This is a genomic window from Streptomyces sp. CA-142005, assembly GCF_050942335.1.
GTDB lineage: Bacteria > Actinomycetota > Actinomycetes > Streptomycetales > Streptomycetaceae > Streptomyces.
Window position 1 is genome coordinate 2,325,243 of the sequence record NZ_CP192078.1, and the last position, 21,816, is coordinate 2,347,058.

General features: G+C 72.9%; 20 protein-coding genes. 4 read left to right on the forward strand and 16 right to left on the reverse strand.

What is annotated here, in order from left to right:
* Nucleotides 1-21: 21 nt before the first annotated feature.
* The 5 genes from ACQPXS_RS11115 to ACQPXS_RS11135 are packed head-to-tail and all read right to left on the reverse strand — an operon-like array spanning nt 22 to nt 5,450.
* Nucleotides 22-1,488, reverse strand: coding sequence for an HAD-IA family hydrolase (locus tag ACQPXS_RS11115; RefSeq protein WP_433449105.1), 1,467 nt, complete (start codon nt 1,486-1,488; stop codon nt 22-24).
* Nucleotides 1,489-1,502: 14 nt separating this feature from the next.
* Entirely contained in the window at nt 1,503-2,579 is a 1,077-nt protein-coding gene (locus ACQPXS_RS11120) for an ABC transporter ATP-binding protein (RefSeq protein ID WP_433449106.1), read from the reverse strand.
* An 8-nt stretch (nt 2,580-2,587) separates the two neighbouring features.
* Nucleotides 2,588-3,409 (reverse strand): ABC transporter permease, encoded by an 822-nt coding sequence (locus ACQPXS_RS11125; protein ID WP_433449107.1) that lies wholly within the window; start codon nt 3,407-3,409, stop codon nt 2,588-2,590.
* Entirely contained in the window at nt 3,394-4,293 is a 900-nt protein-coding gene (locus ACQPXS_RS11130) for an ABC transporter permease (protein ID WP_351809479.1), read from the reverse strand. The genes ACQPXS_RS11125 and ACQPXS_RS11130 overlap by 16 nt, the downstream gene beginning before the upstream one ends.
* A complete protein-coding gene (locus tag ACQPXS_RS11135) occupies nt 4,290-5,450 on the reverse strand; it encodes an ABC transporter substrate-binding protein (protein WP_433449108.1) in 1,161 nt (386 codons plus the stop codon). Before ACQPXS_RS11135 ends, ACQPXS_RS11130 begins: the two co-directional genes overlap by 4 nt.
* Nucleotides 5,451-5,653: 203 nt before the next feature.
* Between ACQPXS_RS11135 and ACQPXS_RS11140 the strand changes: the two genes are divergently transcribed.
* Nucleotides 5,654-6,394, forward strand: a complete 741-nt coding sequence (locus ACQPXS_RS11140) for a GntR family transcriptional regulator (protein WP_351809474.1) — start codon at nt 5,654-5,656, stop codon at nt 6,392-6,394.
* 22 nt (nt 6,395-6,416) lie between these two features.
* Nucleotides 6,417-6,905 carry a hypothetical protein gene (locus ACQPXS_RS11145; protein WP_433449109.1) on the forward strand — a complete coding sequence of 163 codons (489 nt, stop codon included), beginning with the start codon at nt 6,417-6,419 and terminating at the stop codon, nt 6,903-6,905.
* A gap of 64 nt (nt 6,906-6,969) precedes the next feature.
* Here the strand turns inward: ACQPXS_RS11145 and ACQPXS_RS11150 are convergent, their stop codons facing one another.
* From ACQPXS_RS11150 to fmt, 9 genes are all read right to left on the reverse strand, one after another.
* Nucleotides 6,970-7,422, reverse strand: coding sequence for an Lrp/AsnC family transcriptional regulator (locus tag ACQPXS_RS11150; protein ID WP_031174468.1), 453 nt, complete (start codon nt 7,420-7,422; stop codon nt 6,970-6,972).
* A 27-nt stretch (nt 7,423-7,449) separates the two neighbouring features.
* Nucleotides 7,450-8,940 (reverse strand): amino acid permease, encoded by a 1,491-nt coding sequence (locus ACQPXS_RS11155; protein ID WP_433449110.1) that lies wholly within the window; start codon nt 8,938-8,940, stop codon nt 7,450-7,452.
* Between the two features lie 256 nt (nt 8,941-9,196).
* Nucleotides 9,197-10,639 (reverse strand): GuaB1 family IMP dehydrogenase-related protein, encoded by a 1,443-nt coding sequence (locus ACQPXS_RS11160; RefSeq protein WP_351809465.1) that lies wholly within the window; start codon nt 10,637-10,639, stop codon nt 9,197-9,199.
* 133 nt (nt 10,640-10,772) lie between these two features.
* Complete coding sequence (locus ACQPXS_RS11165; RefSeq protein WP_351809463.1) at nt 10,773-11,111, reverse strand: barstar family protein; 339 nt, start codon at nt 11,109-11,111, stop codon at nt 10,773-10,775.
* A complete protein-coding gene (locus ACQPXS_RS11170) occupies nt 11,108-11,518 on the reverse strand; it encodes a ribonuclease domain-containing protein (protein ID WP_433449111.1) in 411 nt (136 codons plus the stop codon). Before ACQPXS_RS11170 ends, ACQPXS_RS11165 begins: the two co-directional genes overlap by 4 nt.
* A gap of 408 nt (nt 11,519-11,926) precedes the next feature.
* Nucleotides 11,927-12,970: a sugar-binding transcriptional regulator gene (locus ACQPXS_RS11175; protein ID WP_174266495.1), complete on the reverse strand. Its 1,044-nt coding sequence runs from the start codon at nt 12,968-12,970 to the stop codon at nt 11,927-11,929.
* A 90-nt stretch (nt 12,971-13,060) separates the two neighbouring features.
* On the reverse strand, nt 13,061-13,747 hold the full coding sequence (gene rpe, locus ACQPXS_RS11180) for a ribulose-phosphate 3-epimerase (protein ID WP_356307453.1): 687 nt from the start codon (nt 13,745-13,747) through the stop codon (nt 13,061-13,063).
* A gap of 154 nt (nt 13,748-13,901) precedes the next feature.
* On the reverse strand, nt 13,902-15,320 hold the full coding sequence (locus tag ACQPXS_RS11185; RefSeq protein WP_433449112.1) for an RsmB/NOP family class I SAM-dependent RNA methyltransferase: 1,419 nt from the start codon (nt 15,318-15,320) through the stop codon (nt 13,902-13,904).
* Between the two features lie 80 nt (nt 15,321-15,400).
* Nucleotides 15,401-16,333 (reverse strand): methionyl-tRNA formyltransferase, encoded by a 933-nt coding sequence (gene fmt / locus ACQPXS_RS11190; protein ID WP_433449113.1) that lies wholly within the window; start codon nt 16,331-16,333, stop codon nt 15,401-15,403.
* 300 nt (nt 16,334-16,633) lie between these two features.
* On the opposite strand from fmt, the gene ACQPXS_RS11195 reads away from it, so the two are divergent.
* Entirely contained in the window at nt 16,634-17,182 is a 549-nt protein-coding gene (locus ACQPXS_RS11195; protein ID WP_351809450.1) for a hypothetical protein, read from the forward strand.
* Between the two features lie 115 nt (nt 17,183-17,297).
* Here the strand turns inward: ACQPXS_RS11195 and ACQPXS_RS11200 are convergent, their stop codons facing one another.
* Nucleotides 17,298-19,457, reverse strand: a complete 2,160-nt coding sequence (locus ACQPXS_RS11200; protein WP_433449114.1) for a primosomal protein N' — start codon at nt 19,455-19,457, stop codon at nt 17,298-17,300.
* Nucleotides 19,458-19,680: 223 nt separating this feature from the next.
* Here ACQPXS_RS11200 and ACQPXS_RS11205 point away from each other — a divergent pair, with 223 nt between their 5' ends.
* Complete coding sequence (locus ACQPXS_RS11205; RefSeq protein WP_433449115.1) at nt 19,681-20,469, forward strand: S1 RNA-binding domain-containing protein; 789 nt, start codon at nt 19,681-19,683, stop codon at nt 20,467-20,469.
* 68 nt (nt 20,470-20,537) lie between these two features.
* On the opposite strand, the gene metK is transcribed toward ACQPXS_RS11205, so the two are convergent.
* Complete coding sequence (gene metK, locus ACQPXS_RS11210) at nt 20,538-21,746, reverse strand: methionine adenosyltransferase (protein ID WP_351809442.1); 1,209 nt, start codon at nt 21,744-21,746, stop codon at nt 20,538-20,540.
* Nucleotides 21,747-21,816 lie beyond the last annotated feature (70 nt).

Consider the following 21,816-nt stretch of genomic DNA (forward strand, 5'->3'; position numbering starts at 1 on the left):
GTGACCTGCGGTAACCCCTGGTCACGGCCTGGTCAACGCGAACGTGGTGACGACCGCCGCGTGATCGGAGGGCCAGTCGTTGTCCGCGACGTCCGGCCAGGGCCGCGGGCTGCCGGTGACGAGGGTCCGCGCGTCCCGGACGGTCAGGCCCCGGTGCAGGACGTAGTCGATCCGGTCCTGCGGTTCGGGCCGTCCGCTGCCGTCCTCGTGCACCGGGTGGATCGGCGACCAGGTGTGGCCGGGCTCGGTCGCCGGGTCCGGGTGGGCGTCGCGGTAGGAGTCGGCGAAGCCCGCGTCCTCGGCGGCCCTGGTCACCGGCCAGGCCACGTCCGGCCAGTCCAGGTGCGAGGGGCAGTTGAAGTCGCCCACCAGGACGACCGGGACGCCGTCGGCCGAGGCCTCGCCGATACGCGCCAGCGCGTCCCGCATCTGGGCCAGCCGCAGTTCCTCGTGGGCGATCAGCTCCTGCGCCGGCAGCCCGTCGAAGGCGGCCTCGTAGGGGCCGTACGGCGTGTAGTGCAGATGGGCGGTCCACACGTCCACCTCGCGGCCGGGCGCCACGGCGATCCGGACGCCCGCGGCGCCGTAGAAGCCCACGTCCGGGTCGCCGAAGCGGGCGGTGATGGGGTGGCGGCTGAGGACGCCGAGGTTCTCGCCGGCCCGGTGGTGGTGCCAGCCGAGCGCCTCGGCCAGCTCCTGGGCCGCGGTGCCGCCGGTCTCCTGGAGCCCGACGACGTCGGCGCCGCTCTCCAGGATGACCTTGAGCTGCTTGGCACGGTGGTCGTCGACCTCGCTGCCGCCCAGCCACAGGTTCCAGCTCATGACGCGCAGCTCGGGCGTCACCATGCGCCGCAGGTCCTCGACCGTGACCCCGGTGAGGCTGTCCCGCACGGTCCGGCCGGGCGCGAAGCCGATCGGCGCGAGGGACGGTACGGCGAGGACGGCGCACCCGGCGGCCTCGGCGGAGGCCACGCCGGTCTCGGTGTCCTCGACGGCCACACAGGCGGCGGGGTCGACGCCGAGGGCCCGGCAGGCGGCCCGGTAGGGGTCGGGGGCCGGCTTGGTGCGGGCGGTGTCGTCGGCGGTGACGGAGGCCGCGAACCGGTCGGCGCCGAGGGCGTCGAGGACGACGTCGGCGACCGCGCGCGGGGACGCGGTGACCAGGGCGGCCGGGACGCCGGCGGCGGCCAGCGCGTCCAGCAGGTCCAGCGCGCCGGGCCGGGGGACGATCCCGGTGCGGACGCGGGCGGCGAACTCGTGGTGCAGCTCGGCCGCGATGTCGGCCTCCGGCCGGCCCGTCGCCGTAGCGAGCCAGGCGGCGGTGTGCTCGACCGGGCGGCCGAGCACATCGGGCTGGTCGGCCTCGGTCAGCGGGCGACCGGCGACCTGCTCGACCGCCTCCCACCACAGCCGCTCGGTGTCGACGAGCGTGCCGTCCATGTCGAACAGAACGGCCTGCAGCGGGTGTTGAGGGGTGTGGGGGGTCACGTTCGGGAGATTCCTCACTTCTGGAAACGTTCGGCCACGAGCACCGGTCGCTCGGGCAGCGACACGCCGACGGCGGATCCGGCGCCGAGCCCGGTGGCCTCGTGGGCGGGCAGGTCGGCCTTGACCTCCGTGCCGTCGGCGAGCCGTACGGTGACCCGGACCACCGCGCCGAGGAAGGCGGTGGCGAGGATCCGGGCGGTGCCCTGCTCGTCGGCGCCCACCCGGACGGCCTCCGGCCGCACCAGCACGTCCACCGGGCCGGCCGGGACCTCGCCGTCGGCCGGCAGCCGCTGCCCGAGCACCTCGACGGTGCCGTCCTTCAGCTCGCCCGGGATCCGGCTCATGGTGCCGACGAACTCGGCGACGAAGGCCGTGGCGGGGCGGCCGTACAACTCGGCCGGTTCGGCGCACTGTTCGAGGCGCCCGGCGCGCATCACGGCGACCCGGTCGGCGACCGACAGGGCCTCCTCCTGATCATGTGTGACGAACAGGGTGGTGATGCCGAGTTCCTGCTGGAGGCGGCGGATCTCCTCGCGCAGGGTGAGCCGCACCTTGGCGTCCAGCGCGGACAGCGGCTCGTCGAGCAGCAGCACGCGCGGGCGCAGGGCCAGGGCGCGGGCCAGCGCGATGCGCTGCTGCTGGCCGCCGGAGAGCTGGTGCGGATAGCGCTCGCCCTTGTCGGCGAGGCCGACCAGCTCCAGCAACTCCTTTGCGCGGGCGCGCCGTTCGGCGGTACGGACGCCGCGCATGCGCAGGCCGAAGGCGACGTTGTCGACGGCGTTCAGATGGGGGAAGAGGCTGTACGACTGGAAGACCATGCCGGCGTCGCGGCGGTGGGCCGGGACCTGCGTGATGTCCTCGCCGTCCACCAGGACGGCACCGGAGTCGGGGTGCTCGAACCCGGCGAGCATGCGCAGCGCGGTGGTCTTGCCGCAGCCGGACGGGCCGAGCAGCGCCAGGAACTCCCCCGGGCGGACGGTCAGGTCGAGCCCGTCGAGGGCGACGGTGGCCCCGAACTCCCGGCGCAGCGACCTGAATTCGACGGTGGCCGCCTTTTCTGCGACGGCCTTCTCAAGCGTGGTGGCGGTCATGGTGTGTGTCATCCCCGGGAGTCGGCGGTTCGGTTGCGCCCGCCGCCGGCACCGGCGAGCGCGAGGAGCAGGGCCCAGGTGACGAGCAGGCTGAGCACGGACACGGCGACGGACATCTGGGCCTGCTCGCCGCCGACGTTGTAGATCCACACCGCGAAGGGCGCGTATCCCAGCAGATGGGAGACCGTGAACTCGCCGAGGACCAGGGCCAGCGTGAGGAAGGACGCGTTCAGCAGGGCCCCGCGCAGATTGGGCAGCACGGCCCGGACCAGGGCCTTGGGCCAGGAGGCGCCGCAACTGCGGGCCGCCTCGACGAGGGTCCGTACGTCCATGGCGCGCAGGCCGGCGTCCAGGGCCCGGTAGACGAACGGCAGGGCCATCACGACGTAGGCGAGGACCAGCACGACGGGGAACCGGTCGTTCTGGATCACCACGAACGTCTGGAACAGCGGGGTACGGGACAAATGCTCCGGGCCCCACTTGAGGACGGTGGCGATGCCGGCGACGAACGCGATGGGCGGCACCACCAGCGGCAGCGAGCACACCACCTCCACCACCGGCCGCAGCCGGGGCGAGCCGAGCCGGAGCGCCACCACGGCGGGCACCATCAGCAGCAGGACCACCGCGATGGTGGCGACGGCCAGTTCCAGCGAGAGCAGCAGGCTGGAGAGGAAGCCGTCGGCGGAGAGGATCCTGGTGTAGGCGTCGAAGGTGAGGCCCTGGCCGGGCACGTCGACCGTGAAGATCACGGAGGCGGCGAGCGGCACCAGGAAGTACAGGGCGGCGAGGCCGAGGACGAGCCACCGCCACGGGGTCAGGCGTCGAGCCATCGGGCACTCCGTCGCTGAAGGGGCAGGTACACGGCCATCACCAGGCCCGCCACCAGCACCATGTCGAGGCTGAGGGCGAGGGCGACGTTCTCCTGGCCGACCAGCACGTTGCCGGACAGGGCGTCGGCGATCTGCAGGGTGACCAGCGGGACCGCGCTGCCGACCATGGCGGCGGCGGTGGCGTAGGCGGCGAAGGCGCTGCCGAACAGCAGCACGAGACCGCCGAGCAGCGAGGGCGCGAGCACGGGCAGGGCGACGTGCCGCCAGTACTGCACACCGGTGGCGCCGTTGTTCAGCGCGGCCTCCCGCCACTGCGCGCGCAGGCCGTCCAGCGCCGGGGTGATGGTGAGGACCATGAGCGGGATGAGGAAGTACAGGTAGACGAGGACCAGACCCCAGAAGCTGTAGAGGTCCCAGCCGGCGCCCTTCAGGCCCAGGTGCACCGTGAGCACGCCCGCGTTGCCGAGCGTGGCGACGAAGGCGAAGGCCAGCGGGACACCGCCGAAGTTGGCGAGCACGCCGGAGGCGGTCAGCACGGCCTCGCGCAGCCGGCGCGAGCGGGAGCCGACCACGGCCTGGGCGAGCGGCAGCCCGAGCAGGGCGCCGAGCGCGGCGGAGATCGCGGACAGCTTGACGCTGCCGAGCAGGGCGGTGAGGTACGGGCCCTGCAGCGAGGTCGTCATGTTGGCGCCGGTGTAGGTGGTGGCGCCCGTGGTGGCGTCGTCGGCCGAGAAGGCGCCGTTGACGATGGCCAGCGCGGGCAGGCCGAAGGCGACGGCCGTGAACACCAGCAGCGGCAGGACGGCGAGCCAGCCGGGGGCGCGGCGCCGCCGCTTCTGCGAAGCGACGGGCGCCACGTCCGCGCGCGGGAGGGCGGCGGTCATCCGGAGACGGCCTTCCCCCAGCCCTGGGCGATGACCGTCTTGGCCTTGCTCTGCTGGTCCTCGGTCGGGAAGGACGGCGCCCCGGTGACCTTGGGCAGCTTGGCGGCGGCCGTCTTGTCGAGGGTGCCGGCCTTGTCCATGGCGGTCATCAGGGCCGGGCGGGCGTAGCCTCCCAGCCACAGGTTCTGGCCCTCGGTGCTGTACAGGTACTCCTGCCACAGGCGGGCGGCCGCCGGGTGCGGGGCGTCCTTGTTGATGGCCTGGGAGTAGTACTGGGCGTACTGGCCGTCGCTCGGGATGACGACCTTCCAGTCGAGGCCCTTGGACTTGAACTCGTCGGCGTAGCCGGCGTTCAGGTAGTCCCAGTCGATGGAGATGGGCGTCTCGCCCTTCTCGACGGTGGCCGGGGTGGACTCGACGGGCGTGTAGTTGCCGTTCTTCTTCAGCTTGGCGAAGAAGTCCAGGCCGGGCTGGATGTCGTCGAAGGAGCCGCCGTTCGCCAGCGCCGCCGCGTAGACGCCGCCGAAGGCCGAACCGGACTTGGTGGGGTTGCCGTTGAGGGCGACCTGGCCCTTGTACTCGGGCTTGAGCAGGTCCTTGAAGCTGGTCGGGCAGGTCTTCACGCGCTTGGCGTCGCAGCCGATGGAGACATAGCCGCCGTAGTCGTTGTACCAGCGGGCCTGCGGGTCCTTCTGGGCCCCGGGGATGTCGGCGTAGGAGGCGACCTTGTAGGGCGCGAGCAGGCCCTGCTGGGCGGCGCTCAGCGCGAACGAGGAGCCCAGGTCGAGGACGTCGGGGGTACGGTCCTGGCCCTTGCGGGTGGTGACGGCGTTGATCTCGTCCTGGCTGGAGCCGTCGGGGCTCTCGTCCTGGATCTTGATGCCGTACTTCTTCTGGAATCCGTCGATGATCGCGCCGTAGTTGGCCCAGTCGCGGGGCACCGCGATGATGTGCAGCGTGCCCTCCTTCTTGGCCGCCTTGACCAGGGCGTCCATGCCGCCGAAGTCGGCCGCGGAGGTGGCGGTGGCGGCGTTCTTGCCGTCCTTGGTGGTGGTCGACGCCTTGTCGGGGGCGGCGCCGCAGGCGCTCAGCGCGAGTGCGGCGACGACGGCGATGCAGCCGCCGAGGACGGCGTTTCTCGGCAGGGACACGGTCACGGTCTCTCCAGGGGGCGCACGAGGGTTCGGAGAACTTGTCTGAACAAGTTGCGTCACAGTACGCCCGCTCGCGGTGTCCTGTCTGTAAACGGGAGCGAAACTTTGACCCCTGCTTGGCTGCACAATCCAGACCGTTTCAGATCACGCTCAGGTCTCGATTAGGCTGGTCACGCTGTGCACAGTGACCCGAGCAGAGGGGAAGCATGACCGCGCGACACGAGGAGATCGCCGACGAGCTGCGGCGGGCGATCGACCGCGAGGAGTACACGGTCGGCAGCCGGCTGCCCTCGGAGTCGGAGCTCGCCGCGGCATACGGCGTCTCCCGCGGCACGGTCCGCCAGGCCGTCGCGGCCCTGACCTCCGAGGGGCTCATCGGCTCCCGCCAGGGTGCGCGGCGCGTCGTGCTCGCCAGCCGCCGCAGCCAGAGCTTCGAGGAACTGCGCAGCTTCGCCCAGTGGGCCCGCGCGATGGGCCGCGAGGCCACGGGCCGGGTGGTGTCCCAGGAGTACCGCCCGGCGACCCACGAGGACGCCGTACGCCTCCAACTGCCCCTCGGAACAAAGGTGTTGCACGTGCTCCGGGTGCGCGGCCTGGACGGTGAGCCGGTGCTGCTGGAGCGCACGGTGTACGCCGACTGGATCTCCCCCGCGGTCGAGCCGATCGAGCCGGACTGCCCGTCGGTCACCCAACGCCTCTACGACGACACGGGGTTGGTCTTCGCCTACGGCGAGCACATCATCGACGCCGTCGCGGCGGGCGCGCAGGACGCCGAGCTGCTGGGTGTCCGCCGCACGAGTCCGCTGCTGCGGGTCCGCCGGGTGACGACGACCCGCGAGGGGCGCCCGGTGGAGTGGTCGGACGACCGGTACCGCTCGGACGCGGTGAGCTTCAGCGTGCACAATTCCATCGGGAACAACGCCTTGGCCCGCAAGACCGCGGACTGAGGCCGGTGCGAAGGGGGAGCGCGTGACCCACGTCCGGACCGTGCCGCTGCCGTACGTGGACACGCACACGACCGTCGTGCCGGCGGGTGCCGACGTCGTCTGGCGCACGATCGGCGAGGTCATGGGCCGCTCCTTCGCGGGACGCGGCGGGGCCGCTTACACCCGGCTGGTGGGCGCCGCCGACCGAGCGTCGTCCGGCGCGCACCCGCTCGCCGTGGGCTCCACGGTCCGCGGTTTCCGGGTGACGGCGGCGGATTCCGAGCGGGAGCTGGCCCTCACGGGCCGCCACCGCTTCTCGGCGTACACCCTGACCTTCCGCCTGACACCGGAAGGCCCGGGCCACACGCGCGTGAGCGCGGAGACCCGGGCCGTGTTCCCCGGCCCGGCCGGGAGGCTGTACCGCTTGCTGGTGATCGGCACCGGCGCCCACGCGGCGGTGATGCGCCGCATGCTGACGACGATCAGCAACCGAGCCCCGAAGGGGCGCGAGGCACTGCGCGACAAGCCGTAGATCACCCGCACCCGGCACACGACCATGCGCCCCGAGCTGTGATCCGCCCTGTCCCGGATCCGCCCTAGCCCGGCGCCCCGGAAGAAAACCGTCGCAGCAACGGCGACAGCACCAGCACCGACTTGGTCCGTTCCACGAACGGCTCCCCGGCGATCCGCTCCAGCACCCGCTCGAAGTGCCGCATGTCGGAGGCGAAGACCTGGGCGATCGCGTCCGCGTCCCCGGTGACGGTGGACGCGGCCACGACCTCCTGATACCGCTCCAGCCCCCGCTGGATGGTGTCCGGCGAGGTGTTCCGCCGGCAGTAGATCTCGATGTAGCCCTCGGTCTCCCAGCCGAGCGCCGCCGGATCCACCCGCACGGTGAATCCGGTGATCGCTCCGGTGGCGCGCAGCCGGTCCACGCGCCGCTTCACGGCGGGCGCGGACAGGCCGACCATCTGCCCGATGTCAGCGTAGGAGCGGCGGGCGTCCTCGGCGAGGGCGTGCACGATGCGTTCGTCGAGATCGTTCAGCACAGGGGGTGGTTCACTTCTTCGGTCCGGTCACTTCTCTGCCGTCACCGCGAGGCCGTCACCGGTCGCGAGACGGGAACGGCGATAGCCGTACACGAAGTAGAACACGAGCCCGACGGCCATCCAGACACCGAACACGATCCACGTGACGGTGGACAGACTGCCCATCATCCAGACACAGAAGGCGAAGCCCAGCGCGGGCAGCACCGGCGACAGCGGGACCCGGAAGGAGCGCTGCATGGCCGGGCGGGTCCGGCGCAGCACCACGACGGCCACGTTGACCAGAGCGAACGCGAACAGCGTGCCGATGCTGGTGGCGTCCGCGAGCTGCCCCAGCGGGATCGCGGCGGCGAGGACACCGCAGAACAGCGACACGATGACCGTGTTGGCGCGCGGGGCGCCGGTCTTCGGGTGCACCTTGGCGAAGATCCTGGGCACCAGGCCGTCGCGGGCCATGGCGAACAGGATGCGGGTCTGGCCGTAGAGCACGGTCAGGACGACGCTCGCGATGGCGATGACGGCGCAGAAGGCCAGCAGCGTGCCCCAGAAGCTCTGCCCGGTGACGTCCTTCATGATCTGGGCGAGCGTGGCCTCGGAGTCGTCGAAGGTCCGCCACGGCCTGGCGCCGACGGCGACGGCGGCGACCAGCACGTACAGGGCGGTGACGATCACCAGCGACAGCATGATCGCGCGGGGCAGGTCGCGCTGGGCGTCCTTGGCCTCCTCACCGGCGGTGGAGGCGGCGTCGAAGCCGATGTACGAGAAGAACAGCGTGGCGCCTGCGCCGCTGACGCCCGCCATGCCGAGCGGCATGAAGTGGGAGTAGTTGCCGGACTTGAAGCCCATGAAGCCGATCGAGCAGAACAGGATCAGCGCGGCGATCTTCACGCACACCATGACGGTGTTGGCCCGCGCGGACTCCTTGGCGCCGCCCAGCAGGAACACCATCGCGAGGATCACGACGATCAGGGCGGGCAGGTTGAAGACACCGCCGTCGACACCGGGCGGGTTGGCCAGGGCGTTGGGGATGGTGACGCCGATGGTGCCGCTCAGCAGCTCGTTCAGGTACTCGCCCCAGCCGACGGCGACGGCGGCGACCGAGACGCCGTACTCCAGCAGCAGACACCAGCCGCAGACCCAGGCGATCAGTTCGCCCATCGTTGCGTATGCGTACGAGTACGAGGAGCCGGAGACCGGGATGGTGCCCGCCAGCTCGGCGTAGGACAGGGCCGAGAACAGCGCGGTGAGACCGGCGATCACGAAGGAGAGGACGACGGCCGGGCCCGCCTTCGGCACGGCCTCGCCGAGGACGACGAAGATGCCGGTGCCGAGGGTGGCACCGATGCTGATCATGGTCAGCTGCCACAGGCCGAGGGACCGCCGAAGCGAGCCTCCCTCGCCCTGGCCGCCCTCCGCGACCAGGCGTTCCACGGGCTTGCGCCGCATGAGGCGCGCGGCGAGGCCCTCGGGTGCGGGGGCGGTCGCCGTGCGGTCGTGCGGGGGTGCGCCTTGGTCGAGCACGCGCTGGCTCCTTCATGCTGCCGGTCATTGCGTCCGGGGACCGGGGGGAGCCCTGCGAGGGCAGGAACCCACCGAGCGGGGTCCCCGCCACGTCACGTACAGACGAGCACCCTATGAGGCAGGCCTTCACGGGCGTAATGCGGCAACCTTGCACGCATGCGCAAGATCATTGCGTTCCCGCCTTCGGGGCGCGGATTCGTTGCGCGGTACCCGCCGCGCCCCCGGCGGGGCGCGGGGCTGCCCCCGAGCGGAGGGCCTAGCTCCAGCTGGCGTGCAGCGGCTTGCCCTCGGCGTAGCCGGCGGCGCTCTGGATGCCCACGATGGCCTTCTCTGCGAACTCCTCCAGGGAGGCCGCACCGGCGTAGGTGCAGGAGGAGCGGACACCCGCGATGATCGAGTCGATCAGGTCCTCGACGCCCGGGCGGGCCGGGTCGAGGAACATGCGCGAGGTGGAGATGCCCTCCTCGAACAGCGCCTTGCGGGCGCGGTCGTACGCCGACTCCTCCGACGTACGGTTGGCCACCGCACGCGCGGACGCCATGCCGAAGGACTCCTTGTAGGCGCGTCCGTCGGCGTCGTGCTGGAGGTCGCCCGGCGACTCGTACGTACCGGCGAACCACGAGCCGACCATCACGTTGGAGGCACCGGCGGCGAGGGCCATCGCCACGTCGCGCGGGTGGCGGACGCCGCCGTCGGCCCACACGTGCTTGCCGTACTTCTTCGCCTCGGCGGCGCACTCCAGCACCGCGGAGAACTGCGGCCGGCCCACGCCGGTCATCATGCGGGTGGTGCACATGGCGCCGGGGCCCACACCGACCTTGATGATGTCCGCGCCCGCGTCGATCAGATCCTTCACGCCCTCGGCGGAGACGATGTTGCCCGCGACGATCGGCACCTGCGGGTCGAGGGCCCGCACCAGCTTGATGGCGCTGATCATCGACTCCTGGTGGCCGTGCGCGGTGTCGATGACGAGCGTGTCCACGCCCGCGTCGAGCAGCTGCTTGGCCTTGCCCGCGACGTCGCCGTTGATGCCGACCGCGGCGGCGATGCGCAGCTTGCCGTTCGCGTCGACGGCCGGGGTGTACAGCGTGGCGCGCAGGGCGCCCTTGCGGGTCAGGATGCCGGCGAGCCTGCCGTCCTTGTCGACGGCCGGGGCGTAGCGCCGGTTGTGCGCGTCGAGGGTGTTGAAGGCCTCGCGCGGGTCGATGTCGGCGTCCAGCAGGAGCAGGTCCTTGGACATGACCACTTCGAGCTGGGTGAAGCGGTCGACGCCGGTCAGGTCCGCGTCGGTGACGACGCCGACGGGCCGCTCGTCCTCGTCCACGACCACACCGGCGTTGTGCGCCCGCTTGGGCAGCAGCGCCAGGGCGTCGGCGACGGTCTGGTGCGGGGCCAGCACGATCGGCGTGTCGAGCACCAGGTGCCGGCTCTTCACCCAGGAGATGACGTCGGTGACGACGTCGATCGGGATGTCCTGCGGGATGACCACCAGACCGCCGCGGCGGGCCATCGTCTCGGCCATGCGGCGGCCGGCGATGGCGGTCATGTTGGCCACGACGAGCGGGATGGTGGTGCCCGTGCCGTCCGGCGCGGCGAGGTCCACGCCCTGACGCGAACCGACCGCGGAGCGGCTCGGCACCATGAACACGTCGTCGTACGTCAGGTCGTACGCGGGCTGGATGTCATTGAGGAAACGCACGTGCTGCACATCCCAGTCGATCAGAGGTGACCCCCCGACAGGTGTGCCGGGGGGAAAAGAGCACGTACTTCATTGTCCCATGTCGGGATGGCCGTCACGCCCTCACGGAACATCCAGGGTGAGCGGCGATCACCTAGGAGGATCCTCCAAGGGCCAGCGCGACGGACAGGGCGGGCGTGTGGTCCGCGGCCTGGGCGAACACCTCCTGGGCGATCCGCCACTCGTCGGGCCGGGCCTCGGCGTACGGCCGCCAGCCGCGGACGACGATCAGCAGTCCCTGCTCGACGGCCCCCTCGGGCCACACGGTGTGGTCGGTGAGGGAGTCGGCCAGCGCGTCCCAGTTGCGGCCGAACCAGTCGGGCAGCGTCAGGGCCCGGGCGGTGCGGTCCATCAGTCCGGCCTTGTCGGTGACGCCGTGCAGGTCCAGGGTGACCACGAGCCGCCCTGTCAGGTCGGTCGGGTCTTCGCTCATCTCAGCACCGCCCGGAACGAGTTGTAGTGATCATCGGTGTAGTAGATCTCCCCGCCCCGACCCGTGACGATGCGCCGGGCCCCGCGATCATGCGAACCGGGCGTCGGGACCGTGTACTCGTGGTAATAGCCGCGCGGGTGCTTCGGCAGACGCCCCTCGAAGTTCCCGAACACGACGCCGTCCCTGGCGTACGGGAAGGGCCCGCCCTTGCCGATCAGGTCCAGCGTCCTGCGTGCCTCGGCCGGCAGCCGGGACTCCCTGACCGTGCCCGTTCCGTGCGCCCACGCCGGGACGGACGCACTCGTGCCGGACACCCGCCCACCCGTGCCCGCCCCGGCGCCGGAACCCGGACCCGAACTCGAACCGGACGAGCATCCCGCGAGCAGGACGGCGAGGACGAGGGCCAACAGCCCCACGATCGCCCGGGCGGGCGTCCGGGCCCGCCCAGGGGCCGAGGCCCGGGACCGTCCGGGGATGCGGGCTGGCCTCAGGGGCCGTCTGGTCGTGTGGGGGTCGAGCCGGGGCGACATGCCGACGATGCTGCCACGGCCGCTCCGCTCCTCCGCCGCCGCGACCCGCCGGGGCCCGCCGCAGCGCTCCATGACGCTTCGTGTCGGGCGCTGAGCCGTCGGTGCTCACTCGCCCCTCGCACGGCACACGGGCGCGCAGACGGTCACCGCCCACATGGACGGCATGGACGCCGTACGACCACCCGCCCGGCGACCCACCACCATGAGGCCGGCGCACGCCTGGCGGCCGGCACCCCGCAGACCCCGCCGCGAGGACCGACCGCTGTGTCCCCGCCGCGGAGTCCGTCAGTGCCCGTCGGGGTCCGCGCGGCTGAGCGTCGGCTTCGGGGTGGGCCCGGCCGTCATCAGGTAGTCGGCCGCGGAGGTGTCCGTGACCAGGCTGGTGACCAGCCCGGACCGCAGCACCGCGTCGATCGCGGAGGCCTTGCGCTGACCGCCGGCGATCGCCACGACCTCCGGGATACGGCGCAGCTGGTCGGCCTTGACCGTGATGCACCGCTCCCCCAGGTCCCGCCCGATCCGGCGCCCCTCGGCGTCGAAGAGGTGCGCGGCCATCTCGGCGGCGACACCGAGCGAGGCGTAGTGCGCCCGCTCCTCGTCGCTGAGCATGTCGTGCACCGTCGAGATGCCCGGCTCCCAGGAACCGATGGAGACGCAGGCGACCGTGACCTTGTCGAAGTACTCGAAGGCCCGGGCGATCCCGGTCTGGTTGCGCAGCGCGGCCGCGGTGGCCGCGTCGGGCAGCAGCATCGGCGCGTAGATGGGGTGGGCGTCGCCGCCCGACACCTGGGCGGCACGGCGCACGGCCTCGACCGACCCGCGCTCCGACGTCCCGGCGTCGTACACGCCCGTCAGCTGCACCACCGTGCACGGCGGCAGCCGGTCGAGCGCCGCCGCCATGTGGATCGTGGACCGGCCCCAGGCCAGTCCGAGCACATCCCCCTCGTTGACGAGCTCGCCGAGCAGGTCGGCGGCCACTTCCCCCAGGTTCTCGGGGTCGGGGGTCTCCTCGGCCTCGGCCGGGGACTCGACCACGACGGCGTGCCTCAGGCCGTACCGGGCGCGGAGCGCGTCGGAGCGCTCGGCGTCCAGCTCGGCCGGGACACGGATCTCGATGCGCACGAGATCCCGTTCGAGGGCGGTCTCCAGGACCCGGGCCACCTTGAAGCGGCTGACGCCGAACTCCTCCGCGATCTGGATCTTGGACTTGCCCTCGAGGTAGAAGCGGCGGGCCATGGCCGCCGCCTGCACCAGCTCAGCGGGTCCCATCCGCATGGCTGACCGGCCCGCCGACATACCCGACACGGCGATCTCCTCACTGCTGTTCACACTCTGGATTCGCCGTTCATCCTTGCAGATTCGGCGCTACGGATCCGCCCTGATAAGGGCCGTTGACTTAACCGTTCACGTACCTGTGGCTCAGTGGTCGCATGCCCAGGAGGCCTTGGCGGTTGCGGTCTCGGCCTGCGCGCGCAGGGCCCGGACCGCCTCCGCCGGGTCCTTCGCCCCGTACACGGCCGAGCCTGCCACGAACACGTCCGCTCCCGCCTCCGCGCACCGCTCGATCGTCGAGGCCGAGACACCGCCGTCCACCTGGAGCCACAGCTGCAGGCCGTGCTTGCCGATCAGCTCACGGGTACGGCGGATCTTCGGCAGCATGATGTCGAGGAACGCCTGCCCACCGAAGCCGGGCTCAACCGTCATGATCAGCAGCATGTCGAGTTCCGGGAGAAGGTCCTCGAACGGCTCGATCGGCGTCGCCGGCTTGAGCGCCATGGAGGCGCGGGCGCCCTTGGCGCGGATCTCCCGGGCGAGCCGCACGGGGGCGGCGGCCGCCTCCACGTGGAAGGTGACCGAGGAGGCGCCCGCCTCGACGTACTGGGGCGCCCACCGGTCGGGGTCCTCGATCATCAGGTGGCAGTCCAGCGGGGTGTCCGTCGCACGCGCCAGGGACTCCACGACCGGCACGCCGAGCGTGAGGTTCGGGACGAAGTGGTTGTCCATGACGTCGACATGGAGCCAGTCGGCGCCTTGGACCGCCTTGGCCTCCTCCGCGAGGCGGGCGAAGTCGGCGGACAGGATGCTGGGGTTGATCTGCACGGCCATGCCCCAAGCCTGCCATGCCGCTGCGCTCGGCTGTAACGGCGGTCCGTTGCGGTTGTGGTTCGTCTGCGGGCCGGTGGGGGTTGCTCGCGCCCCGCGGCCGAGCGGCATATCGATACGGCCCCGCCCCTTTCAGGGGCGCCGGCCCCCGCGGCGTTCAGCCGGTCCTGCGGATCAGGGCCAGGTACATCGCGTCCGTGCCGTGTAGATGGGGCCAGAGTTGTACGTCCGGGCCCTCGCCCAGCGCCGGCACCCCCGGCAGCATCGGGCGGGCGTCGATCAGTTCCGCCTCCGGATGCTGCTTGAGGACGTCGGCGACGACCGCGCGGGTCTCGGCCAGGTGCGGCGAGCAGGTGGCGTACCCGACGACGCCGCCGACCCGCACCGAGTCGAGCGCGGTGCGCAGCAGGGCGCGCTGGAGGGGTGCGAAGTTGTCCAGGTCCTCGGGGCGCCGGCGCCAGCGGGCCTCGGGACGCCGGCGCAGCGCGCCGAGCCCGGTGCACGGCACATCCATGAGCACGCGGTCGAAGGTGCCGGGCCGCCACGGCGGCCGGGTGCCGTCGGCGGCGATCACCTGGTACGGCCCCGGGTTGCCGACCAGCGCCTTGGCGACGAGGCCCGCGCGGTGCGGCTGCTTCTCGGAGGCGAGCAGCGTGGCACCGCGCTCGGCGGCGAGGGCGGCCAGCAGGGCGGCCTTCCCGCCGGGCCCGGCGCACCCGTCGAGCCACTTGGTGTCGGGGCCCTCCAGGGGCGCGCCCCCGAGCGCGAGGGCGACCAGCTGGCTGCCCTCGTCCTGGACTCCGGCCCGCCCCTCGCGCACGGCCTGCACCGCGCCGGGCTCACCGCCCTCGGCGAGCCGCACCGCGTACGGTGACCAGCGCCCCGGTACCGCGGCCTCCTCGCCGAGCAGCTCCTCGGCGGTGGCCCGCCCCGGCCGCGCGACCAGGGTCACCTCGGGCCGTTCGTTGTCGGCCGCCAGCAGGTCCTCGATACCGGCGCGCCCGCCGCCGAGGGAGTCCCACAGCGCGGAGACGACCCAGCGCGGATGGGAGTGCACGACGGCGAGGTGCTCCTCGGGGTCCTCGTCGTACGGCGGCGCGACCTTCGCCAGCCACCCGTCGAGGTCGTCCTGGGCCACCTTCCGCAGCACCGCGTTGACGAACTTGGCGCGCCCGTCGCCGAGCACCACCCGCGCCAGCTCCACGGAGGCGGACACGGCGGCGTGCGTCGGGATCCGCGTCCCGAGCAGCTGGTGCACGCCGAGGCTGAGCACGTCGAGCACCGGCGGGTCGACCTCGCGCAGCGGCCGGTCGACGCAGGCGGCGATCACCGCGTCGTACGTCCCCTGCCGGCGCAGCGTGCCGTAGACCAGCTCGGTGGCGAGGGCGGCGTCCCGCGCGTCGAAGTCGCCCTTCTCCCGTGCCTTGCGCAGCAGCGGAGGCAGCACGAGGTTGGCGTACGCGTCCCGCTCGTCGACCGCGCGCAGCGCCTGGAAGGCCAGGATGCGCACGGGGTCCTTCTGGGGACGACGGTAGGGCTTGGCGGGCTTACGAGGCCGCCGGGACTGCTCGCTCACGAAAAAGGTGCTCCGGATGTGAAGAAAGGGCTGCGGTGTCCAGCCTACGTCGGCGCACCGCCGCCCCCGCCGCCCGGGGCTCAGCCACCCAGCGTCTCGCCCTCGGCGATGCGCACGCCGCGCGCCCAGTCGGCCGCCCGCATCGGCTTCTTGCCCTGGGCCTGCACCCAGAGCAGCTCGACGGCGTACGAGCCGGTTCCCACGTGCACGCTGTTCTTGCCGACGGCCATCCGCCCCGGCGCGAGATCGGTGCGCTCGGGCACGGGCGTGACCTGGATGAGCTTGAGCCGCTCGCCGCGGAAGGTGGTCCAGGCGCCGGGCGCCGGGGTGCAACCGCGCACGACCCGGTCGACGCGCAGGGCGGGCGTGGCCCAGTCGACCTTGGCGTCCTCGACGGTGATCTTCGGCGCGAGGGTGACGCCCTCGGCCGGCTGCGGTACGGCCTTCAGGGTGCCGTCCTCGATCCCGTCCATGGTGGCCGCGAGCAGGCCCGCACCGGCGAAGGCGAGCCGGGTGAGCAGGTCGCCGCTGGTGTCGGTGGGCCGGATCTCCTCGGTCACGGTGCCGTAGAGGGGGCCGGAGTCGAGCCCTTCCTCGATGAGGAAGGTCGACGCCCCGGTGATCTCGTCGCCGGCCATGATGGCGTGCTGCACGGGAGCGGCTCCGCGCCAGGCGGGCAGCAGCGAGAAGTGCAGGTTGACCCAGCCGTGGGCGGGGACGTCGAGGGCCACGCGGGGCAGCAGGGCGCCGTAGGCGACGACGGGGCAGCAGTCCGGGGCGATCTCCCTCAGCCGCTCCAGGAACTCCGGGTCGCGCGGCCTGACCGGCTTCAGCACCTCGATCCCGGCCTCCTCCGCCCGCTCGGCCACGGGTGACGCGACCAGCCTGCGCCCACGCCCGGCCGGCGCGTCGGGCCGCGTGACGACGGCGGCCACCTCGTGCCGCCCAGAGGCGATCAGAGCGTCCAGAGCGGGAACGGCGACCTCTGGGGTACCGGCGAAGACGAGCTTCATGGGCGGGATCGGGCCTCTCGGGCGGGGGTTGACCGGGCAGCGCACCAGTCTATGACCAAGGAACGGCACACACCCCATACGCACGAACGGACGCGCGGCCGCCGACGGCGAGGAGCCCCCTCAGGTTGTCCAGCCTCACCACACACGGCGCACATCCGGACGATACCGGCGTACGCATATGCCCGTACGCCCCCAGCCCGTGACCAGCGGAGCGCCCACGCGTTGGTCAAGGAAGAGTTGACCACATAGGGCCGCTTTCGCCGCCCGATTACTTTCAACGCCGGTTCGAGAGGCTTGTTCATGGCCGACCACGCAACCCACGACGCCCAGGCCCGGGCCAGCCTGCACTTGCTGGTGCGGGACATCGAGCGAGTCCGCCGGCAGGTGGACGCCCTGCGCACGCTCACCGCCCAGCTGGGCAACGTCTACCGCCCGCGCCGCTCCGGCCCCTCCACGGGCTTCGTCGTCTACGGACGCGCCCCCGCCCCGACGGTGCGCCTCGCCCAGGAGCTCCGGGACAGTGTCGAAACCCTGGTCACGGCCGCGGTGGACTTCGACCGCTCACTCGGCTTCTCGTGGGACGCGGTGGGCTCGGCGCTCGGCGTCACCAAGCAGGCGGTGCACCGCCGTTACGGCGCCCGCCGCGCCGCGACCCAGGCGGCCGCCGAGGCCGAGCGCACCGCGGAGCCGTCCGGCACCCGCACGCTCAATGTGAACACCGGCATGCCCGCGGTCCCGACGGTCCCCGCGGCCCGCTCGATGCCCACGCAGCCGACCGCGGGCAGCCCGGCCCTGCGCGACCGCGACGAGGCCCGCCCGACGGCCTTCCCCGGCCCGCGCAACGGCTGAGCAACGGCCGACACTTCCGCCCTGCCCTCCCGGACGGACACCCGGGAGGGCAGACACGCGCTCGGACGGACAACCGGCGTGAATGCACCACCACCAGACACCCGGAACGCTGCCGTCACCCGATGTCCGGCGGATCGATCCGCACCCGCACCGCCTCCCCGCTCCCCCGCGCCATACGAGCGGCCTGCGCGGTCTTCAGCGCGGCAGCCAGCGCCGCCCCGCTGCCCGGCGGCACCCGCACCAGCGCCCGGTCCCAGTGCTCGCCCGGCGGCGGCTCTCCGGGTCTACGGGGCCGGCCGGGCGGCGTCGCAGGCATCGGCACCGGTCCCAACACCTCCGCGTCCGGGGGCAGTTCGACCGAGGCCAGGAACTCGGCGACGGCCGCGGGCACCCCGGACACCGCCGCCATCCGCGACACCGGCGGAAAGCCCAGCTCGGCCCGCTCGGCCAGTTCCCGCACCGCGTGCCCGACGGGGTCCCAGCGCACCAGCGCCTGCACCGGCCGCAGGGTCGGCTCGGCCACCACGACCACCGTGCCCCCCTCGCTCTGCGGCCGTACCAGCGCGCCCGCCCCGATCCACCGGCGCAGCGCATCCTCGCCGGCCCTCAGGTCGGGTCGTACGAGCATGGCCCAGCCGTCCAGCAGCAGGGCCGCCGCGTAGCCGCCCTCGGCGACCGGTTCGGCCCCCGGTGTGCTCACGACCAGCGCGGGCGTGCCCGGCACCGTGTCCAGCACATGCTCCCGCCCCGAGGTGCGCACCGGGACGGCGGGGAAGGCGCGCCCCAGCTCCTCGGCCGTCCGCCGCGCCCCGACGACCTGGGCCCGCAGCCGGAAGCCACCGCACTCCGGGCAGTGCCACGCGCTCTCCTCGCGCCCGCACCAGCCGCACCGCAGAACCCCCGCGTCCTGCCCCTGGAGCGGCCCGGAGCAGTGCCGGCACCGGGCGGGCGCCCGGCACCGGTCACAGGCCATGCGGGGCGCGTAGCCGCGCCTCGGCACCTGTACGAGCACCGGTCCGTGCCGCAGCCCCTCGCGGGCCGCCTGCCAGGCGAGCGTGGGCAGCCGGGCGGCGCGGGCGGCCTCGTCGCGCGCGAGGTCGTCGTCCCCGACCGTGCGGACCAGGGGGGCGGCCCGCCGCACCTGCTCCCGCCCGGCGACCAGCGGCCGGGCCCAGCCGCTCTCGACGAGCTGGGCGGCCTCCACGGTGCAGGTCCAGCTCCCCAGCAGGAACCCGCACTTGTCCAGCGCGGCCCGCAGCAGCAGCACATCCCGGGCGTGCGGCTGCGGGGCATGCTGCTCGCTGTGGCTGTCGTCGCCGTCGTCCCAGACGGCGACGAGCCCCAGGTCCTGCACGGGCGCGAACATGGCGGCCCGGGTCCCGACCACAGCCCGCACGGATCCCCGGCGCACCGCGAGCCACTGCGCGTACCGCTTCTCGGGCCCCGCTTCGGCCGTGAGCAGCACGTGCCGGCCGGTGCCCAGCAGCGCGGTGAGCGCGGCGTCGACCCGCGCGGCGGCCCGCCCGTCCGGTACGACGACGAGGGCGCCGCGTCCGGACGCGAGCGTGGCGGCGACGGCGCGGGCCAGTTCCTCGCTCCACAGCGGGCCCGGCAGCGCGCTCCAGACGGCCCTGGGCGACCCGCCGGAGGCCAGGGCGTGGAGGAATGCGTCCCCGTGCTCGTACCGGCCCCAGGAGGCCGCCTCCGGGGCCTTCGGCGGGGGCAGGGGTGCGGGCGAGGGCCGCTGTTCGGCCCGGGCGCTGCGCGGCGGTACGGCCAGCTGGAGCACGTCGGCGAGGCTTCCGGCGTACCGGTCGGCCACGGCCCGCGCGAGCCCCAGCAGCTCCTCGCTCAGCACCGGCTCCGGCGACACGACCTGGGCCAGCGCGGCCAGCGGACCGGAGTAGTCGGACTCGGCCCGCCGCTCGACGAGGAACCCGTCGATGAGCCCGCCGCCCTCCCGGCGCCCTTCCCGCACCCGGCCCCGCCCGGCCCCGAACCGGACCCGGACCCGCACGCCCGGCTGGGCATCGGCGTCCAGCTCGGCGGGCACGGCGTAGTCGAAGTACCGGTCGAGGTGCAGCACACCCTTGTCGACCAGCACCCGGGCGACGGGCAGCTGCGGGGCGAGCGCGGCACCCCGCCAGGTCCGCGGCTTGGCCCGCGGCACCTTCGCCTTGCGCACGCTCTCCCGGATGAGCGCGAGCTGCTCCGGCGGCGCCCCTTCGGCCCCGCCGTCCCCGTCTGCCCGGGGCGCCCCGTTCTCGCTGCTCACGCTTGCATTCTTACCAAACGGCACCGACAACCGACGCCCGCCCGAGATCCGGATCGGCAGCGGCACGGATTCAGCTTCACCGCACGCCCCGAGGGGCGCACTCCACGAAGTAACCGCGGCCTTCGCACCGGGCGGCGTCGACGGCGTCAGCGTAGGTACCGCCCGGCCGGCCCCGCCAGTCAATTCGCTGCCGGCGGCGCGACGGGGGCCTAGGCTCACGGCCATGACCGAGCCGACGCCGAGCCCGCTGGAACGCCTACGACAACGCCTGGCGGCCCGTGGGGAGGTGCGCTCCGGCACAGTGGTCGGTTTCGACGGGGACGACGTGGTCGTACGGCTGGACGACGACCCGGACGTCGCCTCCGCCCGCGTCCCCGGGTACGAGCTGTCCTGGCGTCGGGTGGAGCACCCGTCGGAGATCTGCGGGACGGGGCAACGGATCACGGGTGAGGTGATGGGGTCGGACGGGCAGGGCCGGGTCCTGCTGTCAACGAAGGCCTGCGAGGACGAGCCGCTGCGGCACTTCCTGCTCGGCATCGAGCGCGGCAGCGTGGTCACGGGGACGGTGACCTCGGTGCACGCCTTCGGTGTCTTCGTCCGGATCGACGGCGAGTCCCCGCACCCGGTCCACGACGGAACCGGCTTCGTCCGCATCCCGGAGCTGTCGTGGTCGCGCTTCGGTCATCCGGCGGAGGTGGTGCGGCCGGGGCAGCGGGTCACCGGCGAAGTGCTGGTCGCGGACACCCGGCAGGGCCAGGTCTCGCTCTCCCTCAAGGCCCTCCAGGAGGACCCCTGGGACCGTCTCGGCGCGGGTGTGGGAGACGCCGTGCCGGGTGTCGTGACCAAGCTCGTGCCCTTCGGCGCCTTCGTCCGCGTCGCCCAGGACGTGGAGGGCCTGGTGCACGTCGACGACCTGGGCGGACGGGCCGTCGAGGAGGGGCAGGAGCTCCGGGTCAGGATCGTGGAGATCGACCGTCCACGGCGCCGGATCCGGCTGGCGCCGGCCGGCTGATCCCGGACGCGCCGAGGCCCGGCCCCCGAGAAGGGGAACCGGGCCTCGGTGAGAAGGGTGCTCGGGCCTTACAGGCCCACGGCGGCGCGCAGGGCGTCCACGCGGTCCGTGCGCTCCCAGGTGAAGTCGGGCAGCTCGCGGCCGAAGTGGCCGTAGGCCGCGGTCTGGCCGTAGATCGGGCGGAGCAGGTCGAGGTCGCGGATGATCGCGGCCGGGCGCAGGTCGAAGACCTCGTCGATCGCCTTCTCGATCTTCTCCGCGTCGACCTTGGCGGTGCCGAAGGTCTCCACGAACAGGCCCACCGGCTCGGCCTTGCCGATCGCGTAGGCGACCTGGACCTCGCAGCGGGAGGCCAGGCCCGCCGCCACGACGTTCTTGGCGACCCAGCGCATCGCGTACGCGGCCGAGCGGTCCACCTTGGACGGGTCCTTGCCGGAGAAGGCGCCGCCGCCGTGGCGGGCCATGCCGCCGTAGGTGTCGATGATGATCTTGCGGCCGGTCAGGCCGGCGTCGCCCATCGGGCCGCCGATCTCGAAACGGCCGGTCGGGTTGACCAGCAGGCGGTAGCCGTCGGTGTCCAGCTTGATGCCCTCGTCCAGGAGCGCCTTCAGCTCCGGCTCCACGACGAACTCGCGGATGTCGGGCGCCAGCAGCGACTCCAGGTCGATGTCGGAGGCGTGCTGCGAGGAGACGACCACCGTGTCCAGGCGGACGGCCTTGTCGCCGTCGTACTCGATGGTGACCTGCGTCTTGCCGTCGGGGCGCAGGTAGGGGATCGTGCCGTTCTTGCGGACCTCGGACAGGCGCTTGGACAGGCGGTGCGCCAGGAAGATCGGCAGCGGCATCAGGGTCGGCGTCTCGTCGGACGCGTAGCCGAACATCAGGCCCTGGTCGCCCGCGCCCTGCTTGTCCAGCTCGTCGTCGTCGCCCTCGACCCGGCTCTCGTACGCCGTGTCCACACCCTGCGCGATGTCCGGGGACTGGGCGCCGATGGACACCGACACACCGCAGGAGGCGCCGTCGAAGCCCTTCTTGGAGGAGTCGTAGCCGATGTCGAGGATCTTGTTGCGGACCAGGGTCGCGATGTCCGCGTAGGCCTTGGTCGTCACCTCGCCGGCCACGTGCACCAGGCCGGTGGTGATCAGCGTCTCGACGGCGACCCGGGAGGTCGGGTCCTCGCGCAGAAGCGCGTCGAGAATGGTGTCGCTGATCTGGTCAGCGATCTTGTCGGGGTGACCCTCGGTCACGGACTCCGAGGTGAACAGGCGACGGGACACAACGCTCCCTGTGGTTGCAGCGGCTGCTGGCTGATCATTTGCGGCGACGCGCGGGGCTGCGCCCGGCGTC

Excerpts from the sequence above, each read along its gene's own strand:
- ACQPXS_RS11205 (WP_433449115.1), top strand. The coding sequence starts at position 19,681 with ATGACCGAGCCGACGCCGAGCCCGCTGGAACGCCTACGACAACGCCTG.
- ACQPXS_RS11140 (WP_351809474.1), top strand. The coding sequence starts at position 5,654 with ATGACCGCGCGACACGAGGAGATCGCCGACGAGCTGCGGCGGGCGATC.
- ACQPXS_RS11195 (WP_351809450.1), top strand. The coding sequence starts at position 16,634 with ATGGCCGACCACGCAACCCACGACGCCCAGGCCCGGGCCAGCCTGCAC.
- ACQPXS_RS11165 (WP_351809463.1), bottom strand. The coding sequence starts at position 11,111 with ATGAGCGAAGACCCGACCGACCTGACAGGGCGGCTCGTGGTCACCCTG.
- ACQPXS_RS11125 (WP_433449107.1), bottom strand. The coding sequence starts at position 3,409 with ATGGCTCGACGCCTGACCCCGTGGCGGTGGCTCGTCCTCGGCCTCGCC.
- rpe (WP_356307453.1), bottom strand. The coding sequence starts at position 13,747 with ATGGCCGTGCAGATCAACCCCAGCATCCTGTCCGCCGACTTCGCCCGC.
- ACQPXS_RS11130 (WP_351809479.1), bottom strand. The coding sequence starts at position 4,293 with ATGACCGCCGCCCTCCCGCGCGCGGACGTGGCGCCCGTCGCTTCGCAG.
- fmt (WP_433449113.1), bottom strand. The coding sequence starts at position 16,333 with ATGAAGCTCGTCTTCGCCGGTACCCCAGAGGTCGCCGTTCCCGCTCTG.
- ACQPXS_RS11120 (WP_433449106.1), bottom strand. The coding sequence starts at position 2,579 with ATGACCGCCACCACGCTTGAGAAGGCCGTCGCAGAAAAGGCGGCCACC.